This is a genomic window from Rhodococcus sp. UFZ-B548 (assembly GCF_903819475.1).
Taxonomy (GTDB): domain Bacteria; phylum Actinomycetota; class Actinomycetes; order Mycobacteriales; family Mycobacteriaceae; genus Rhodococcus_F; species Rhodococcus_F erythropolis.
This window is the reverse complement of sequence record NZ_CAIJDS010000015.1, coordinates 1-17,677: the sequence shown is the minus strand read 5'-3', so window position 1 is coordinate 17,677 and position 17,677 is coordinate 1. Positions and strand designations below refer to the sequence as shown.

Annotated in this window: 21 protein-coding genes; 19 read left to right on the top strand and 2 right to left on the bottom strand. The window is 62.9% G+C overall.

Annotated elements, in window-relative coordinates; all coding sequences use genetic code 11:
- Positions 1–27: 27 nt before the first annotated feature.
- Positions 28–1,023, bottom strand: a complete 996-nt coding sequence (locus H7C86_RS15035) for an HAD family phosphatase (protein WP_020968932.1) — start codon at positions 1,021–1,023, stop codon at positions 28–30.
- Positions 1,024–1,223: 200 nt separating this feature from the next.
- Here H7C86_RS15035 and H7C86_RS15030 point away from each other — a divergent pair, with 200 nt between their 5' ends.
- The 12 genes from H7C86_RS15030 to H7C86_RS14975 all read left to right on the top strand — a co-directional run bounded on the left by H7C86_RS15030 (position 1,224) and on the right by H7C86_RS14975 (position 9,954).
- Complete coding sequence (locus H7C86_RS15030) at positions 1,224–1,484, top strand: glutaredoxin family protein (protein ID WP_003941953.1); 261 nt, start codon at positions 1,224–1,226, stop codon at positions 1,482–1,484.
- A 140-nt stretch (positions 1,485–1,624) separates the two neighbouring features.
- A complete protein-coding gene (locus tag H7C86_RS15025) occupies positions 1,625–2,488 on the top strand; it encodes a redox-sensing transcriptional repressor Rex (RefSeq protein WP_182261769.1) in 864 nt (287 codons plus the stop codon).
- A complete protein-coding gene (locus tag H7C86_RS15020) occupies positions 2,485–3,846 on the top strand; it encodes a glutamyl-tRNA reductase (RefSeq protein ID WP_019744375.1) in 1,362 nt (453 codons plus the stop codon). Before H7C86_RS15025 ends, H7C86_RS15020 begins: the two co-directional genes overlap by 4 nt.
- A complete protein-coding gene (gene hemC / locus H7C86_RS15015; RefSeq protein ID WP_019744374.1) occupies positions 3,843–4,817 on the top strand; it encodes a hydroxymethylbilane synthase in 975 nt (324 codons plus the stop codon). The genes H7C86_RS15020 and hemC overlap by 4 nt, the downstream gene beginning before the upstream one ends.
- Before the next feature lie 60 nt (positions 4,818–4,877).
- Entirely contained in the window at positions 4,878–6,440 is a 1,563-nt protein-coding gene (locus H7C86_RS15010) for a bifunctional uroporphyrinogen-III C-methyltransferase/uroporphyrinogen-III synthase (RefSeq protein WP_003941969.1), read from the top strand.
- Positions 6,441–6,515: 75 nt separating this feature from the next.
- Complete coding sequence (gene hemB, locus H7C86_RS15005) at positions 6,516–7,490, top strand: porphobilinogen synthase (RefSeq protein ID WP_021333925.1); 975 nt, start codon at positions 6,516–6,518, stop codon at positions 7,488–7,490.
- Positions 7,491–7,539: 49 nt separating this feature from the next.
- On the top strand, positions 7,540–8,202 hold the full coding sequence (locus H7C86_RS15000) for a hypothetical protein (protein WP_019744372.1): 663 nt from the start codon (positions 7,540–7,542) through the stop codon (positions 8,200–8,202).
- A 57-nt stretch (positions 8,203–8,259) separates the two neighbouring features.
- Entirely contained in the window at positions 8,260–8,415 is a 156-nt protein-coding gene (locus H7C86_RS14995) for a hypothetical protein (protein ID WP_019744371.1), read from the top strand.
- Positions 8,416–8,430: 15 nt separating this feature from the next.
- Positions 8,431–8,868: a hypothetical protein gene (locus H7C86_RS14990; protein ID WP_019744370.1), complete on the top strand. Its 438-nt coding sequence runs from the start codon at positions 8,431–8,433 to the stop codon at positions 8,866–8,868.
- Positions 8,861–9,376 carry a hypothetical protein gene (locus tag H7C86_RS14985; protein ID WP_019744369.1) on the top strand — a complete coding sequence of 172 codons (516 nt, stop codon included), beginning with the start codon at positions 8,861–8,863 and terminating at the stop codon, positions 9,374–9,376. Before H7C86_RS14990 ends, H7C86_RS14985 begins: the two co-directional genes overlap by 8 nt.
- Entirely contained in the window at positions 9,369–9,641 is a 273-nt protein-coding gene (locus H7C86_RS14980) for a hypothetical protein (RefSeq protein ID WP_019744368.1), read from the top strand. Before H7C86_RS14985 ends, H7C86_RS14980 begins: the two co-directional genes overlap by 8 nt.
- A 31-nt stretch (positions 9,642–9,672) precedes the next feature.
- Positions 9,673–9,954: a metal-sensitive transcriptional regulator gene (locus H7C86_RS14975; RefSeq protein ID WP_003942012.1), complete on the top strand. Its 282-nt coding sequence runs from the start codon at positions 9,673–9,675 to the stop codon at positions 9,952–9,954.
- A 12-nt stretch (positions 9,955–9,966) separates the two neighbouring features.
- Here H7C86_RS14975 and H7C86_RS14970 read toward each other — a convergent pair whose 3' ends face one another.
- On the bottom strand, positions 9,967–10,578 hold the full coding sequence (locus tag H7C86_RS14970) for a TetR/AcrR family transcriptional regulator (protein ID WP_182261768.1): 612 nt from the start codon (positions 10,576–10,578) through the stop codon (positions 9,967–9,969).
- Positions 10,579–10,832: 254 nt separating this feature from the next.
- Here H7C86_RS14970 and H7C86_RS14965 point away from each other — a divergent pair, with 254 nt between their 5' ends.
- From H7C86_RS14965 to H7C86_RS14935, 7 genes are all read left to right on the top strand, one after another.
- Positions 10,833–11,579, top strand: coding sequence for a 3'(2'),5'-bisphosphate nucleotidase CysQ (locus tag H7C86_RS14965; RefSeq protein WP_019744366.1), 747 nt, complete (start codon positions 10,833–10,835; stop codon positions 11,577–11,579).
- On the top strand, positions 11,576–12,481 hold the full coding sequence (cysD, locus tag H7C86_RS14960; protein WP_019744365.1) for a sulfate adenylyltransferase subunit CysD: 906 nt from the start codon (positions 11,576–11,578) through the stop codon (positions 12,479–12,481). Before H7C86_RS14965 ends, cysD begins: the two co-directional genes overlap by 4 nt.
- Complete coding sequence (gene cysN / locus H7C86_RS14955) at positions 12,481–14,382, top strand: sulfate adenylyltransferase subunit CysN (RefSeq protein WP_182261767.1); 1,902 nt, start codon at positions 12,481–12,483, stop codon at positions 14,380–14,382. Before cysD ends, cysN begins: the two co-directional genes overlap by 1 nt.
- 24 nt (positions 14,383–14,406) lie before the next feature.
- Positions 14,407–14,766, top strand: a complete 360-nt coding sequence (locus tag H7C86_RS14950) for a nuclear transport factor 2 family protein (RefSeq protein WP_019744363.1) — start codon at positions 14,407–14,409, stop codon at positions 14,764–14,766.
- Positions 14,760–15,551: an SDR family oxidoreductase gene (locus tag H7C86_RS14945; RefSeq protein WP_019744362.1), complete on the top strand. Its 792-nt coding sequence runs from the start codon at positions 14,760–14,762 to the stop codon at positions 15,549–15,551. Before H7C86_RS14950 ends, H7C86_RS14945 begins: the two co-directional genes overlap by 7 nt.
- Before the next feature lie 22 nt (positions 15,552–15,573).
- Positions 15,574–16,719 carry a sulfotransferase gene (locus H7C86_RS14940; protein ID WP_019744361.1) on the top strand — a complete coding sequence of 382 codons (1,146 nt, stop codon included), beginning with the start codon at positions 15,574–15,576 and terminating at the stop codon, positions 16,717–16,719.
- 88 nt (positions 16,720–16,807) lie between these two features.
- On the top strand, positions 16,808–17,650 hold the full coding sequence (locus tag H7C86_RS14935) for a hypothetical protein (protein WP_259349128.1): 843 nt from the start codon (positions 16,808–16,810) through the stop codon (positions 17,648–17,650).
- Positions 17,651–17,677 lie beyond the last annotated feature (27 nt).

Sequence of the window (17,677 nt, the reverse complement as noted above, 5' to 3'; positions counted from 1 at the left end):
TCGCTTCTCGGTCCGGACCGAACCCGCTCAGGCGTTCTGTTCTTTGCGCCTGGCGAGAATCGCCGCGAGCGCACCGCCGACCGCTCCGAGCACCAGCGCTGTGGGAACGCCGATCTTGGCGGCCTTTCGTCCGGTGCGGAAATCACGAACTTCCCAACCGCGGTTCTTCGCGAGTTCACGAAGGTCTGCGTCGGGATTGATCGCCACCGGTGTCCCCACCAACGAGAGCATCGGTACGTCGTTGTGGCTGTCGGAGTAGGCGGAACAGCGCTTGAGATTGAGGCCTTCACGCACCGCCAGCGTCCGTACGGCGTGTGCCTTGCCCATTCCGTGCAGGATGTCGCCGACGAGTCGGCCGGTGAAGACTCCGTCCTCACTTTCGGCGACGGTGCCCAAGGCGCCGGTCAGTCCCAGTTTCTCGGCGATGACCTGGGCCAGTTCGACCGGAGTTGCCGTCACCAACCACACCTGTTGTCCGGCGTCGAGGTGCATCTGGGCTAACGCCCTCGTGCCTGGCCAGATCTTGTCGGCGATGACCTCGTCGTAGATCTCCTCGCCGAGGCGGGCGAGTTCGGCGGTGGATCGACCGGCCACAAAAGAAAGTGCTTTCTCGCGGCCTTCGGCGACGTCGTCACTACTTTCTCGGCCGGTGACGCGGAATTTGATCTGCTTCCACGCGAAATCCACCAGATCCGAGGTCTTGAGATACTTGCGTGCAGCGAGACCACGGGCGAAGTGGATGATCGATGCACCCTGCACCATGGTGTTGTCGACGTCGAAGAATGCGGCGGCCGTGAGGTCGCGCGGAACGGCCGGGGGCTCTTCGCCGGTTTCCGGTTCTGTGGGGTTGGCAGCTTCGTGCAATGCCAGAGCTGCATCAGCGCTCGCCTCGCCGGCGAGATTGGCTCGAACTTCCGACTCACTCGGGCCCAGCGGATTCTTCACATGGCGACGTCCGGGGAGAATGACCCCGGCAAGCCCTGATCCGAATCCGGAGCCGTTCGGTAGTGATCGCGCAGGCACCCGCACCTCCCGTGTTGCATTCTCGAGCAGAGAACTCTTCGAGTCAGCCTATCCTCCGCGATGAGGCCCGATGGGTTGGATGGTGACCTTCCCTGTGGTGTGTGACGTTCCTCTCCGCCGATTTGGTACCGAGTGGGGCTCCGGAGGCACACTCGACCGATCAAGTAGATGGCGTCCCAGTAGAAGAAAGGTATGCGTCGATGACTGCAGCTACGCATGAAGTGACCCTGTTGACACGCGCAGGATGCGCGTCCTGTGTCGGCGCGGCGGAGGTACTACGACGGGTCTGTTCCGAGTTCGAGCTGGAATTGACGTGCATCGACGTAGACGAAGCTGCCGCGACGGATCCAGAGCTGAGAGCGGAGTACGGAGACAGATTGCCGGTCATTCTTCTCGACGGACGCGAGCACGGTTACTGGGAAGTTGACGAAGAGCGCCTTCGTGACGATTTACGCAAGTAAGGCAACCCTCAAAGTTGTCCGCGGAGCCGCTTTGCAGGTGAACGGCACATCGAGCCCGTCTCGAGCAACTTTGTGCATGGGTTCACAAGCGGTTACCGTGGTGTGAACATTCCCCCGGAGCATCGTGGAGGTCGACAGTCGTGTCGACCGGACGAGGAGCCAGCGACGTGACCGAACCGCACCAGACGCATGAGCCTGTGGCTCAGCGCGTCACCGGCGCTGCGGGCTCTTCTGTCACCGACTCGATCGCTCAGGATCGCGTCATCCCCCAGGCTACGGTGACGCGCTTGGCCGCATACCTGCGGGTCCTCGGAGTGATGTCCGACCGGGGTACCTCCATCGTCTCGAGCGAGGAACTTGCCCAGGCGTCCGGTGTCGGATCGGCGAAATTGCGCAAGGATCTGTCATTCCTCGGACCCAACGGCGTCCGCGGCGTCGGATACGACGTCAACAGGCTCCGCATCCGGATCGAGCGTGCACTCGGACTCGATCGTGGGCACAAGGTCGTTCTCGTCGGAGTCGGAAACCTCGGCAAGGCTCTGGTCGGCTACGGCGGATTCAGCCGCCGCGGTTTCGAGATGGTCGGACTCTTCGACAGTGACGCAGATCGAATCGGAAGCACAGTCGGCGACCTCGTGGTGCGCAGCACCGAGGAACTGACCGTCGCCTGCCGCGAATTGAACGCGACCATCGGCGTCATCTCCACACCGGACGAGGCCGCGCAGGGCGTGTGCGACCAGTTCGTCAGCGCCGGGTTGCGCTGCATCATGAGTTTCTCGCCGATCGCCCTCGACGTTCCCGACCACGTGGAACTGCGACGCGTCGATCTAGCCGTCGAGATGCAGGTTCTCTCCTTCAACAGTGCGCGCAACGCCGATCAGGCATCCAGTGCGCCGCGAGTACGAGTGGCTCACGCCGCATCCGCTTCGTCAGTCCCATCCACCATTTCACCCGCTCCGGTCGGAGCAGGTTCGACAAGAAACGGATCAGTGATCGCGCCGTGAGTGTTCTGCTTGTCGGGGTCTCGCATCGAACCGCGCCCGTCCCGGTGCTCGAGCGAGTAGCTGTCACCGACACCGATCGTCCGAAGCTGATCGACAAGCTTCTGGCGTCTTCGCACATCTCCGAAGCGATGATCGTCTCCACCTGTAACCGGGTGGAGGTCTACGCGGTGGTGGACGCGTTCCACGGTGCGCTCACCGAGGTCGGTGAAATCCTCGCCGACCATTCAGGTCTCGACCTGACGGCGCTGCACGCTCACGCCTACGTCCGCTACAGCGAAGCAGCGGTCGAACATCTCTTCGCCGTGGCCAGTGGCCTCGATTCGATGGTGATCGGCGAACAGCAGATTCTCGGCCAGATCCGTTCGGCCTACGCATCTTCGGATGCGCAGCAGGCAGCCGGACGCGTCGTCCACGAACTGGCTCAGCAGGCACTGCGCGTCGGCAAGCGAGTGCATTCCGAAACCGGAATCGACTCAGCGGGAGCATCAGTCGTATCCGTGGCTCTTGATCGTGCAGCGGGCATCATCGGTGAGGGCGGCCTCGTCGGCCGCACTGCCGTGGTTGTCGGAGCAGGCTCGATGGGCGGTCTGTCGGTTGCGCATCTCACTCGCGCCGGAATCGAACGCATCGTCGTCGTCAACCGGACACAGGAACGCGCCGAGCACCTGGCAGAGACGGCACGCTCCAACGGCGTCGACGCCGACGGTGTTGCCTTCGATCAGCTTTCGGCCGCGATGGCGCAGGCAGATGTCATGGTCACCTGTACCGGCGCGGTCGGGGCAGTGGTCACCCTGGCGGATGTGCACCGCGCACTCGCCGAGCCCGATCGCGACAACACCAAGCATCTGGTCATCTGCGACCTCGGGCTCCCTCGCGACATCGATCCCGCCGTCGCCGGCCTGCCGGGCGTCACCGTTCTCGACATGGAGACGCTGCAGCGTGATCCGGCGGCAGGCGCAGCCGCTTCCGACGCAGATGCCGCACGCACCATCGTCGCCGGCGAACTTGCGACCTACCTTGCCGGACAGCGCCTCGCCGAGGTCACTCCGACCGTGACGGCTTTGCGTCAGCGCGCCGCCGACGTCGTCGAAGCCGAACTGATGCGGCTCGATTCGCGTCTGCCCGGCCTGGACGATCCGCAGCGCGACGAGGTTGCACGCACCGTGCGACGCGTCGTGGACAAGCTTCTCCACGCCCCGACCGTGCGCGTCAAGCAACTGGCGTCGGCCCCCGGCGGCGACTCCTACGCAGCAGCGCTGCGCGAACTCTTCGAACTCAGCCCCGGATCTCCCGCGGCCGTGGCCACACCCACCGATCTGGTGGACGGCGACCGCACTGGAAGGGACCTGCAGGCATGAGCGTCACCACCCCTCGATCGGGGAGCCCGCTGCGGATCGGCACTCGCGGAAGTCTTCTCGCGACCACGCAGGCCGGCACCGTGCGCGATGCCCTCATTGCAGCGGGACATCCCGCAGAGTTGGTCATCATCAAGACCAAGGGCGACCAGTCCACCGATCCCGTCCAGAAGATCGGCGTCGGAGTGTTCACCGCAGAGCTTCGAGAAGCCTTGCTGGACAACCGCGTCGACGTCGCTGTGCATTCCTACAAGGACTTACCGACCGCGCAGGATCCGCGTTTCGTCATCGCGGCGATTCCGCCTCGTGAGGATCCGCGTGACGCGCTCGTCGCCCGCGACGGTCTGGTCCTCGGGGAGCTTCCGGCCGGGTCCAAGGTGGGAACCTCGGCGCCGCGCCGTGTTTCGCAGCTCAAGGCGCTCGGGCTCGGCCTCGACATCGTGCCGTTGCGGGGCAACCTGCAACGCCGTCTCGGCAAGGTCGAATCCGGTGAACTCGACGCCGTGATCCTCGCTCGCGCCGGCTTGTCCCGTATCGGTCTGCTCGATCTCATCACCGAGAACATCGAGCCCGTGCAGATGCTCCCCGCTCCGGCGCAGGGTGCTCTGGCCGTCGAATGCCTTTCTGCCAATGCAGAATTGGCGGCGATCCTGGCTGAGCACGATGACGCCGGGACCAGGGCGGCAGTCACTGCCGAGCGTGCACTTCTCGCCGAGCTGGAAGCGGGCTGCACCGCTCCGGTCGGAGCGATCGCGGAGATCGTCGAATCCCTCGACGACGACGGCAGAATCTTCGACGAACTGTCGGTACGCGGCTGCGCAGCCGCCATCGACGGTTCGGACGTCATCCGTACCGGCGCCGTCGGTGCGCCGGACAAGGCCGAGGAACTCGGCCGAGCGGTAGCGCGCGAGTTACTCGAACTCGGCGCCCGCGAGTTGATGAACGTGACTACAGGCGAGGCAGCCGATGTTTGACGCCCCACTTTGCACTTGCACCAAGTTCCCATTTCGATACAGCGCACTGGAGAATCACCGATGACCCGAGTCCGAAAGAACACTCCCGGACGGATCCTGTTCGTGGGATCGGGACCGGGCGACCCCGCCCTGCTCACCGTTCGCGCACGTGACGTCCTCACCGGCGCCGCAATGGCATTCACCGATCCGGATGTCGACAAGGGCGTCGTCGCACTCGTCGGGATCGACATGGGCCGCGACGAGGAGACCGGCGAGCTGATCGCGGACGTGCGTCCGGCACTCGGTGAGCCTGCCGAGGTTGCAAAGACATTGGTGCACGAGGCCAAGAACGGCCACGACGTCGTGCGTCTGGTCTCCGGTGACCCGCTGACCACGGATTCCGTGATCGCAGAGGTCACCGCAGTGGCCCGCACCCAGGTTCAGTTCGAGGTTCTCCCGGGTCTGCCTTCGGGTTCGGCAGTGCCGAGCTACGCCGGTATGGCTCTCGGCTCGGGTCACACCGAGGCTGACGTTCGCGGTGAAGTCGACTGGGCTGCTCTGGCCGCTGCACCGGGACCGCTTGTTCTGCACGCGACGTCGGGACATCTCGCCGAGACCGCCAGCGCGCTGGTCGAGAACGGCTTGGCTCCGCAGACGCCTGCTGCCATCACCGTCCGCGGCACCACTCGTCAGCAGCGAACCGTCGAGGCAACTCTCGCGACGCTCAACGAAGCCGGATCCGAACTGGTGGGCTCGCTCATCGTCACCGTCGGCAAGGTTGTCGCGCAGCGCAACAAGATGTCGTGGTGGGAATCGCGCGCACTGTACGGCTGGACCGTCCTCGTGCCGCGCACCAAGGATCAGGCCGGCGAGATGAGCGACCGACTGGTCACTCACGGAGCCATCCCGATCGAGGTTCCGACCATCGCCGTCGAGCCGCCCCGCAGCCCCGCTCAGATGGAGCGTTCGGTCAAGGGGCTCGTCGACGGTCGCTATCAGTGGGTGGTCTTCACTTCCACCAATGCTGTTCGCGCAGTGTGGGAGAAGTTCGAAGAGTTCGGTCTCGACGCTCGCGCCTTCTCCGGCGTGAAGATCGCCTGCATCGGCGAAGCAACCGCAGCCAAGGTCCGCTCGTTCGGCATCAACCCCGAGCTGATCCCGACCGGTGAGCAGTCCAGCGAAGGCCTGCTGGCCGAATTCGCCCCGTACGACGACGTTTTCGATCCGGTCAACCGGGTTCTGTTGCCGCGCGCGGACATTGCAACCGAAACCCTCGCCGAGGGCCTGCGCGAACGCGGTTGGGAGATCGACGACGTCACCGCCTACCGCACCGTCCGGGCGGCGCCGCCGCCGGCCGAGACCCGCGAGATGATCAAGACCGGTGGATTCGACGCCGTCTGCTTCACCTCGTCCTCGACCGTGCGCAACCTCGTCGGCATCGCCGGCAAGCCGCACGCCCGCACGTTGGTCGCGTGCATCGGCCCGAAGACGGCCGAAACCGCTATCGAGTTCGGTCTGCGCGTCGACGTGCAGCCCGAGACCTCGCAGGTGGGACCGCTGGTGGAGGCTCTCGCCGAGCACGCAGCTCGGCTGCGCGCTGAAGGTGCTTTGCCGCCGCCGCGTAAGAAGTCCCGCAGGCGCTAGCGCACCCGTGAGCGGTTGAGGAGTCTGTGGACTCCTCAACCACTCACAGGTTCCGACGAAGGAGGGCTACTTCTCGTGTTTCCCACTCATCGCCCTCGCCGGCTCCGGCGCACCCCAGCGCTCCGGCGACTCGTGGCAGAGACCTCGCTCGAACCCCGGCACCTCGTGTTGCCGATGTTCGTTGCAGACGGCATCGATGCGCCGCGTGAGATCAGTTCCATGCCAGGCGTTTTCCAGCACACGCTCGATTCGCTGCGGTCCGCCGCGGTGGAAGCAGTGGAAGCCGGCGTCGGTGGTCTGATGCTCTTCGGCGTCCCCAAGGCGGAGGACAAGGACCCTCAGGGCTCCGGTGCCTCCGATCCCGACGGCATCCTCAACGTCGGATTGCGCGCTCTGGCAGAAGAACTCGGCGATTCGACGGTCATCATGGCCGATACCTGCCTCGACGAGTTCACCGATCACGGCCACTGCGGCGTGCTTACCGCCGCCGGCGCCGTCGACAACGACGCAACTTTGATCCGATACGTCGAAATGGCTCTCGCGCAAGCTGAATCGGGTGCGCACCTGCTCGGCCCGAGCGGCATGATGGACGGTCAGGTGGCTGCGATCCGCGGCGCGCTCGATGCATCCGGGTATGTCGAGGTCGGTCAGCTCGCCTATGCCGCGAAATATGCGTCAGCGTTCTACGGGCCGTTCCGTGAAGCCGTCGGATCCTCACTGCAGGGCGACCGTCGTACTTATCAGCAGGACGGCGCCAACCGCCGCGAGTCGATGCGCGAGGTAGACCTCGACATCGCCGAGGGCGCTGACATGGTGATGGTCAAGCCTGCAATGTCCTACCTCGACATTCTGCGTGAGACCGCCGACCGGTCTCCGGTTCCGGTCGCGGCGTACCAGATCTCGGGTGAGTACTCGATGATCACGGCCGCCGCGCAGAACGGGTGGATCGATCGGGACGCGGCGATTCTCGAATCGCTCACCAGCATTCGCCGCGCCGGTGCCGACGTGGTCCTCACGTACTGGGCGTCGGAAGTTGCCGGATGGCTGTGACGGAGTCACGCATGGTGGCAGCGCCGGTATCGACCGATACGCTGGTGTCATGACCGAGCAGTGGCCGCCGTCGCGCCAGGAACCGCCCCGCCGGGAACCTCCCTACGAGAACCAGCCGTTCGAGAATCAGCCGTACCGCGAACTCGGACCGATGCCGACGGGTCAGATCCCGGGATACGGCCCCGGTTACAACGGATACCCGGGCCCCCAGCCGAAACCCGAGCCGCCGACGGACGTCGTGACTGCGATTCAGTTGTGGTGGGCTGTGACGGCGCTTGGATTGGTCCAGGGCGGCGCGATGATCTGGATGCTGCTCGGGCAGAAGTCGATGTTCGTCGACGAGATGCTCAGGAACCAGGCGGCTGTCGACGCCGGTCTGACACGCTCCGACGTGGAGGGCATGTTCCCACTGGTCATCGTGTTCTCCGCTGTCCTGGTGGTGATCGTCACCGCGGTGTTCCTTTTGTTCGTGCGCTCGATGAGTCGTGGCAAGAACTGGGCTCGAATGTTGCTGACGTTCTGTGGAGTCTTCATGTTGGTCTCTGCGATCCCCGTGATCTTCGGGCTCGGCGGCGACGGCGGCGCGGCCACTCTGCTGTTCGGCGGAGCGGAAATCCTGCAGGCAGTTGCTGCTGTCGGGGCCATCGTGATGATGCACCGAAAAGAGTCCAATCCGTACTTTCTTCGTTTCCCCCCGGCGGGGAACCGATAGGTAGCTCGGGGTACTGTGAAACGGGTCACTGCAGTAGTAGGGGAGAGGTCGTAGACAATGAGTTCTCAGGAAGCCCTGCGCACGGAAAGCACCCACGACGCTCCACTGCGCCAACGTGGTTCACGGACCGAAGTGATCTTGTTCGCGATCCTTGGAGCCTCTGTTCTGGTGACACTCCTGGTGCTCATGATTCCGGGCATCGTCAGCGGATAGCGCACACTTGAACCCGTGAGTATCTCTACGAAGGTCCGGCGCCCGACGGCCGTCGAGGCAGCATTCTGGCTGTGGATCGCCAGCGCGTTCCTACTCATACTCTTCGGCCTGATCAATGTCACCAGCGCCTCGTATTCGCTGCGTGAGCAATTCACCGATCAAGGCGTATCGGCCGGAAACATCGACATCTACGTCACCTTCGTGCGGGTGTCCGGGCTGGTTCTGCTGTTGACCGGCCTCGCGATCGGCGGCCTCGCCGGTCCCACTCGCGCCGGAAAACCTCTCTGCCGACGGATCCTGGTGATCGTGTCCGGGGTGTTCGCGGTGCTGCAGATCGCGCTGGTCGTTGCCGGGATCAGTACCGTGCTCGCGCTGGTTGTTCCCGTCATGCTGATCTGTGCCTGCGTCGCGATCTACCGCGACACCACCCGAAGTTGGTTCGCCCGTGGCTGACCGTGCTCCTGAAATCGGCCCGGACGTTCTGTACTACGAACCGGGATCTCGGTGGTGGGCCATTGCGTTCGGTCCGATCTTCTGCCTGATCGCCTTGGTCATCGAGCTGTTCACCGGCCCGGTGGTGCATTGGTTCGGTCTGGCGATGTTCGCCGTGATCCTCACCGGCTTGGTGTACGTGCAGGTGATTGCCGCGCGCCGGCATGCGAGCGTGCTTCTGACCGCGACCACGTTGCGTCAGGGAACCGAAGAGGTGCCGATCACCGAGATCGCCGAGGTGTTCCCGGAGTCCGACGACGCCGCCTATGAAGACGAAATGGAGCCGTGGGAAACGGCACGCGCGCTGGGTGAGCTGTCCGGAGTGCCCCGGCGTCGGCACGGTATCGGCTTGCGTCTGACCACCGGGGGATTGGTGCGAGCGTGGGCGAAAGACGATCGGGCACTTCGCGAGGCGTTGAGCCAGGTTGTCACGGTCGGTGTGGAACCGGACGGGTCTGCCGATGATTGAGGCGCAGCCAACTCCGCTCGTCGACGTGAAGACGTGGATCGGTGTACTCGGTATCGTCGCCGCCACGATTCTGGCGGTCGTGTGCTGGCGAGCGGGTACGACGACGTCCGACTTCGGACCGATATTGGAGGGCGCTCCGCCGTTCGAGAGCACGCACTACGACGGTCTCTGGATCTCGGGCGCCGGGTTGTCGATTCTGGTTGCGGGGCTGATGGCCATCGATGTCGTGCGCCGCGTCCGGGTGGGCTTCGTCGCATCGCGGTAGCCCTCATACGGGTAGGGGGTATAGTTGCGGTATGAGTAGTTACAGCCCCGAGCAGGACGATCTGCTCAAACGCCTTCGTCGTATCGAAGGTCAGGTAGCCGGAATTTCACGCATGGTCGCAGACGACCGGTACTGCATCGACGTGCTCACCCAGGTGTCCGCCGCGACGAGCGCGTTGCAGTCCGTATCCCTGAAGCTTCTCGACGCGCACCTTGCGGGTTGCGTCGTCGAAGCTGCCAAGCAGGGTGGTCCGGAAGCAGACGTCAAGATCAAGGAAGCTCAGGCGGCCATCGCTCGCCTCGTTCGTTCGTAAGGTGCCGGTCCGTCACTCCGTGATGGACCGCGCGAGCGCCCGGGCGGAGAAGCTCACGAAGTACTCGGGTGTGACTTCTTTGGCGATGTTGATGACGATGGTGTCCGACAGGCCTTTGAGTCCGGAGAGCACGAGATGGATCAACGCGGGGTCGTCGATCAACCGGCTCCCTTCGGCTGCAGCAGATTCGGTGAGCGCTCGAATCAATGCCGAGTTGTAGACCGCTACGGATGCGTGAAGTTCCCGCATGCTTTCTCGGTCGGACCCGGCCATGCCTTCGATGTTGCGCCAGGTGGTGGTGAGTCGACCCACCCGTTCCCAGTGCCGAGCAAATTCGGAAATCATGGACTCGAGTAAGGCGCTCAGTCCCTGCTTGCGGGGGAGCGAGTTCACGAAGTCCGCCATTTCCAGCTGACTTTCGCTGAGGAGGGCGGCGAAGATGTCCTGCTTGTCGACGAAGTACTGGTAGATCAGTCCGGTGCTGGTGCCGGCTCGTTTAGCGACCGCGCGGATGGTGAGTGCGGAGTAGCCTCCTTCGTCCAGAAGCGAGATCGCCGCGTCGAGTGTTCGGCGCCGACGCACTTCGGCGTCACCGTAGATCGACTTGCTGCTGGCACTGCTCATTTGATCACCGTAGTCGCGGTGGTCGGCATCCTCAAATTACATCGAACACTGTTCGTTATTGAACGCCACCCAGAATCCAATGTGACTCAGATCATAGAATGAACATTGTTCGAAATAGAATGAACATCGTTCATTCTGGTGTTACGGTATGGCGCAGACCACATCGAGGCCAGTGCAAAGCGCTGGACACTCTGCGGTCGGCCTGACCTTTCTTCCCGTATCGATCGGGAGGTCTACACAGTTGTGGAGTACCTATGACACGCACTAACGATGAACGCGCGGCGATCGACATCGCCGCTGCGGCGGGAGAACTTCTGCTCGACCATCGGAAATCCCTCGGCGAAAACGACGGTGATGTCGCGACTTTCAAGAACGCGGCCGATCGGCTCAGTCACGAATTCATCGTCGCCGAACTTGCCCGACGCTTTCCTGCGGATGCAGTGCTGTCGGAGGAAGGGGCTGACGACCTCGCGAGGCTGGCTGCGGATCGGGTGTGGATCGTCGACCCTCTCGACGGCACCCGTGAGTACGGCGAGGCCGGACGATCGGACTGGGCAGTGCATGTTGCACTGAGCGAAAACGGTGTCCTCACAACAGGTGCGGTCGCGATGCCTGCCCTCGGCGTCACCTATTCCAGCAGCGATGATCGAACCGAGCGCGGCGCTTCGACACCGGTGCGGGTCGTCGTGTCGCGGACGCGGCGTCCGGAACCGGTCATGCGCATGGCCGACTCGATGGGCGCGAAGTTGATCGAAATGGGATCCGCCGGAGCCAAAGCAATGGCGGTCGTCTCGGGTGAGGCAGACATCTATGCACATGCGGGCGGACAGTACGAGTGGGATTCGGCGGCGCCGGTTGCTGTCGCACGTGCTGCGGGACTGCATGTTTCGCGTATCGATGGCAGCGAACTGCGCTACAACCAGGAAAACCCGTGGTTGCCGGATCTGCTGATCTGCCGACCCGAACTCGCCCCGAAAGCACTGGAGGAACTGGGCCGATGACCGCGACACTGACGCACCTCGAACGACTCGAAGCCGAGAGCATTCACATCATGCGTGAAGCTGTTGCCCAGAGCGAGAACCCGGTGATGCTGTACTCGGTGGGCAAGGACTCCGCCGTGATGCTGCATCTGGCGCGCAAGGCCTTCTATCCGTCGAAGCTGCCGTTTCCGCTTCTGCACGTCGATACCACGTGGAAGTTTCGTGAAATGTACAAACTTCGTGACAGTACCGCTGCTGCAGGCGATCTCGATCTGATCGTCCACACCAACCCGGACTGCGTGAAGCAGGGGATCAACCCGTTCACTCACGGCAGCGCTGTCCATACCGACATGTGGAAGACCGAAGGCCTCAAACAAGCCCTCGATCACTACAAGTTCGACGCTGCATTCGGCGGCGCCCGCCGTGACGAAGAAAAATCCCGCGCCAAGGAACGCATCTTCTCGATCCGATCAGCTGCGCACCGTTGGGATCCCAAGCAGCAGCGACCGGAACTGTGGCGGATGTACAACGTCCGCAAAGCGCCGGGCGAGAGCCTGCGCGTCTTCCCTCTCTCGAACTGGACCGAGCTGGATGTGTGGGAATACATACGCCAGGAAGAGATTCCGATCGTTCCGCTGTATTTTGCCGACAAGCGGCCCGTCGTCGAGCGGGACGGTGCGCTGATCATGGTCGACGACGACCGGATGCCGTTGCTGCCGGGAGAGACTCCGGAGCTCAAGAGCGTTCGTTTCCGCACCCTCGGCTGCTACCCGCTGACCGGAGCCGTCGAATCGACCGCCACGAGCCTGACCGAGATCATCTCGGAAATGTTGCTCACCACCACTTCCGAACGCCAGGGACGGGTCATCGACCACGACTCCAGTGCGTCGATGGAAAAGAAGAAGCAAGAGGGGTACTTCTGATGACTGTTTCCTCGGATCTGATCGCTGACGACATCGAGGCGTACCTCGAACGTCATGCGAACAAGAGCATGCTGCGATTCATCACGTGCGGCAGCGTCGACGACGGCAAGAGCACCTTGATCGGCCGTCTGCTCTACGAATCGAAACTCGTCTTCGACGACCAGTTGACGGCGCTCGAAGCCGATTCGCCCAAGAGCGGAACCCAGGGGGAGGGGCTCGATTTCGCGCTCCTGGTCGACGGTCTCGCCGCCGAACGTGAGCAGGGCATCACGATCGACGTCGCCTACCGCTACTTCACGACCGAGCGACGCAAGTTCGTCGTCGCCGATACTCCGGGGCACGAGCAGTACACCCGAAACATGGTGACGGGCGCGTCGACCGCCGATCTTGCGGTGATCCTTGTCGATTCCCGCAAGGGGATACTGACTCAGACCCGCCGGCACTCGTATCTGGTCTCGTTGCTGGGGATCAAGCACGTGGTGCTTGCCGTGAACAAGCTCGACCTCGTCGACTACTCGCAAGAGGTCTTCGATGCCATTACCGCGGATTACGCAGGGTTCGCTCACGAGATCGGTCTGGACGGGTTCGTCGCCATCCCGATGTCGGCATACATGGGTGACAATCTCACCGAGCGCAGTGCGAATACCCCGTGGTACTCCGGACCAAGCCTGATCGAGCATCTCGAAAGCGTGGACATCGACGATGCTGCCGCCGCGGCTCCGTTCCGGATGCCGGTGCAGTGGGTCAACCGGCCGGACCTCGACTTCCGCGGATTCTCCGGCCAGATCGTTTCAGGCACCGTATCTCCCGGAGATCCCATCCGCGTGCTCCCCAGTGGAAAGACGTCCACAGTCGAGCGCATCGTGACCATGGGTGGCGACCTCGACGTTGCCGGTGCGGGCCGCTCGGTCACCATCACGCTCGCCGACGAGATCGACATCAGTCGCGGTGATGTGCTGTCCATCGGCGACAATCCGCCGGCCGTAGCCGATCAGTTCGAGGCCTGCATCGTCTGGATGGGTGAGGCTCCCATGCTGCCCGAACGGCCGTTCCTGTGCCAGATCGGTACCGTCACAGTCACTGCGCGCATCACCAAACCGAAACACAAGATCAACGTCAACACTCTCGAGAAGACCGCAACGACTACTCTCGCGCTCAACGAAATCGGTGTGTGCAACCTCAGTTTCGATCGACCGGTCCCGTTCGACCCGTACGTCGGCAACCGTGACACCGGTAGCTTCATCCTCATCGACCGCCTTACCAACGGCACTGTCGGTGCGGGCATGATCACGCACTCGCTGCGTCGATCGGACAACATTCACTGGCAATCCGTCGACGTCGACGAGGCCGCGCACACCAGGCTCAAGGGACACCAACCCGCAGTTCTGTGGTTCACCGGTCTCTCCGGTTCGGGAAAGTCGACCATCGCGAACGATGTCGAGCGTCAACTGCACGCACTCGGCGCGCACACCTACCTCCTCGACGGAGACAACGTCCGTCACGGGCTGAATCGAGACCTCGGATTCACCGAAGCCGACCGCGTCGAGAACATCCGTCGCGTCACCGAGGTCACCCGACTGATGGCGGACGCCGGTCTGATCGTGCTCGCGTCCTTCATTTCACCGTTCGAGGCGGAGCGTCATGCCGCCCGTGAATTGATCGGCGACGAACAGTTCGTCGAAATCTTCGTCGACACCGCTCTTGCCGTCGCAGAGGAGCGAGATCCCAAGGGTCTGTACAAGAAGGCTCGACGGGGCGAGTTGGTGAACTTCACCGGAATCGATTCGCCGTACGAACCGCCGCAGAACCCTGACATTCACATCGACACCAGTGTCACGACGACCGAGGACGCTGCGATCGCGATCGTCGACCATCTCCGCGCCCGCGGAACCATTTCTTGATCCGCCTGAACACGAGGAGCATCTATGCCTGACAGGGCTGAAATAGTTTCTGCCGTAGAGGATTACGTCAAGTGTCTCGGAAGTCACGACGTCGACGGACTGGTTGCGCTGTTTGCGCCCGACGCAGTTCAACACGAACCGCTGGGGGGCCGGACCTACCGCGGAATCGAGGAGATTCGCGAATTCGATACCGCGAACGCGCAGGTCGATTTCACAGTCAGCCTGCTCGGTCCGATTTCGGTGACGGGAAAGTACGCAGCGATGCAGCTTCGGGTGCAGCGCGCCGGTATCCCTGACTTCGCTGCCACCGACGTGTTCGAGTTCGACGAGAACGGCAAGATCATCTCCCTGAGTGTTGTTCTCGATCCGCAGGCGCTGTGCTGACCCATCAGGGCCTGCTGGCAGGCAAGGTTGTCGTCGTCTCGGGAGTGGGCCCGGCGCTGGGTCGTTCGATTGCGATGCAGAGTGCGGCGGCCGGAGCGAAGGTTGTTCTGGCTGCCCGCACACCCGAGCGCTTGGAATCGGTGGCAAGGGAGATTCGAGACCGCGGCGGAATCGCGTTGGCCGTCCCGACGAACCTCACCGACGTCGATTCGATCGCTTCGTTGGCGGAGACAACTGTCGCTGAGTTCGGTGCGGTGCATTGCTTGGTGAACAACGCATTTGTTCAACCCGCGCAGGTCCCGCTCCTGGACGCCGACATGGCGTCCATCCAGTCGGGTATCGACATCAACCTGCTTGCGGCGTTGAACGTGACACGCGCGTTTGTGCCGGCATTGACCGAGGCGGAGGGCTCCGTCGTGATGGTGACGTCCATGGTGCTGCGTAATCAGCTTCCCGGGTTCGGGGCCTACCGCATCATGAAATCCGGGCTCCTGGCAATGGCACGCAGTTTGTCGATCGATCTCGGTCCCAAGGGCGTTCGAGTCAATTCGGTTGCTCCCGGCTATATCTGGGCGGACTCGGTCAAGAACATGTTCGAGAAAAAGGCGGCGGCAGCTGGGGTCGACCCCAAGGTCATTTACGACGAGGTTGCAGCGGGCGCCGATCTGCGCCGGCTACCCGAACCTGACGACATCGCCAATGCCGTCGTCTTCCTCTTGTCCGATTCGGCCAGAGCCATCGCCGGGCAATGTCTCGACGTCAACTGCGGTCACACGCACCACTGATCAACTCATACAAGGATTAGCCATGACACAGGATTACGACGGCATCGGTTCCATCGATGACCTGCACCACGCTGCGCGCGAGGCGGCCGGGTACAAAAACTTCGGCAGCGACAGCTATCTCGAAGGACTTCGAGTTCTCCTCGAGTCGTTCCAGAACGAGGCCGACCTCACTCCTCACGGCAAGGTGATCGCTCGCAAGATGATCGTCGGAGCGCTCGCGGGTCGCCTGACCAGTGAGGCCGGATTCGCGAAATACCCCGAGCACGTCGATGTTCCGATCGAACGCCCGATCTTCGTGGTCGGGTTGACCCGCACCGGCAGCACCGCGCTGCACCGCTTGCTCGGTGCCGACCCGGCGCATCAGGGCGCCGAGATGTGGCTCGCCGAGACGCCGCAGCCGCGCCCCGAGCGCGACAAGTGGTCGGAGAACGAAGATTACGTTCGCTCCGATGCCTTCTACCGTGCTCGCCAGCGCAACGAAGCGGACCTGATGAAGGTGCATTTCATGGGGGCGGAGGAGGTCGAGGAATGTTGGCGTCTGCTGCAGCAGACGCTGCTCTCCACCGCGTTCGAAACTGTTGCGTACGTGCCGAGTTACACGCAGTGGCTGGCGGAGCAGGATTGGACCGAAACATATGCGCGGCACAAGAAGAACCTGCAGTTGATCGGGCTGCACGACCAGGACAGACGGTGGGTGCTCAAAAGCCCGAGCCATGTCTTCGCGATCGACGAGATCATGTCGGTCTATCCGGATGCACTGTTCGTTCGGACCTTCCGGGACCCGTTGACATCGATGGCGTCCACCTTCAGCCTCGTCGAGCAGGGCGGACACGACATGTCGAGGGCCTTCGATCGTCCGGCCATCGGGCGCACGCAACTGGAGTTGTGGGCGCGAGGGAATGCGAACTTCAACAATGCCCGTAGCCGTTACAACCCCGATCAGTTCATCGACGTCGACTACAAGGACTTCATCGCCGATGCGGTCGGCACCGTCGAGAAGATCTACGCGCAGTTCGACCTGCCATTCACTGACGAGGCTCGCGCAGCGGTGGAGGCGTCGCATCAGGCGAGCCTTGCCGAGCACCGTCGTCCGTCGCATCGCTATTCGCTCGCGGATTTCGGCGTGAGCGCTGCCGACGTCGAAGCGAAGTTCGCCACCACACCCTGAAGCCCTCCGGCCCTGTGCGCCTTTTTGGTAGTGCCGACTACCAAAAAGGCGCACAGGGCGAAGCCCCAACTGAAACAAGGAGATTCACATGAATGCTGTTTGGGAAAAGTTCTGCGCAGATCTGCTCGAGGTCGGAAAGGTCCTGGAAGACGAGATCGTCCCTCAGGATCCGCTGACTCAAGCCGAGGGCGTCCGCTACCTGAGTCGGTTGCTTCGGTACGGCACGATCAACTGTGTCGAGTACACCGATCCGCGGTGGCCGCAGTTCTCGTCGGCTCCGAACCCGAACATGATGACGAAGATCGGTGCCGACAACCCGGACAACGTCTACATGCGCGCCAACATTTCCGGTAAGTACAACTACCGGATCATCGGCACCCGAGGCACCGTCCCGCTGATCACCTTCGGCTCGCGCGTCAATCGGTACCACATCGACGGCACCATGCTGCAGACCGGAGATCTGCATATCCACGACCTCGAGGTCGACGAGAACGGCCGTTTCGAGTTCATCGCGAGCGTCGACAAGCCCGCTGAGGGCGCTTGGCTGCCTTTGGCGCCCGACAGCAACCTCATCTCCGTTCGGCAAACTCACCAGGATCGGCGCAACGAGGTCATCGGTGATCTGACCATCGAATGCCTGAACCCGGACGGCGAGTTCGTCCCGCTGAGTCCGGAAGAGATCGGCGAGCGTCTCACCAAGTCCGTCGGGATCGTGAAGGGGATGGCGGAGACCTTCCTGGAGTGGTCGCGCAAATTCCAGCCGCACACCAACGAGATCTTCGACTGGGGACAGGACTACTTCCAGGACGCCGGCGGCGATCCGACGATTTTCTACTTCCACGGTTACTGGAAGCTCGCCGAGGACGAGGCGTGGGTCATCGAGACCGAGGTTCCGAACTGCGAGTCCCGAATTATCTGCACGCAGTTTTGACATATCTCAAAACCTTGCTGGTAGGCC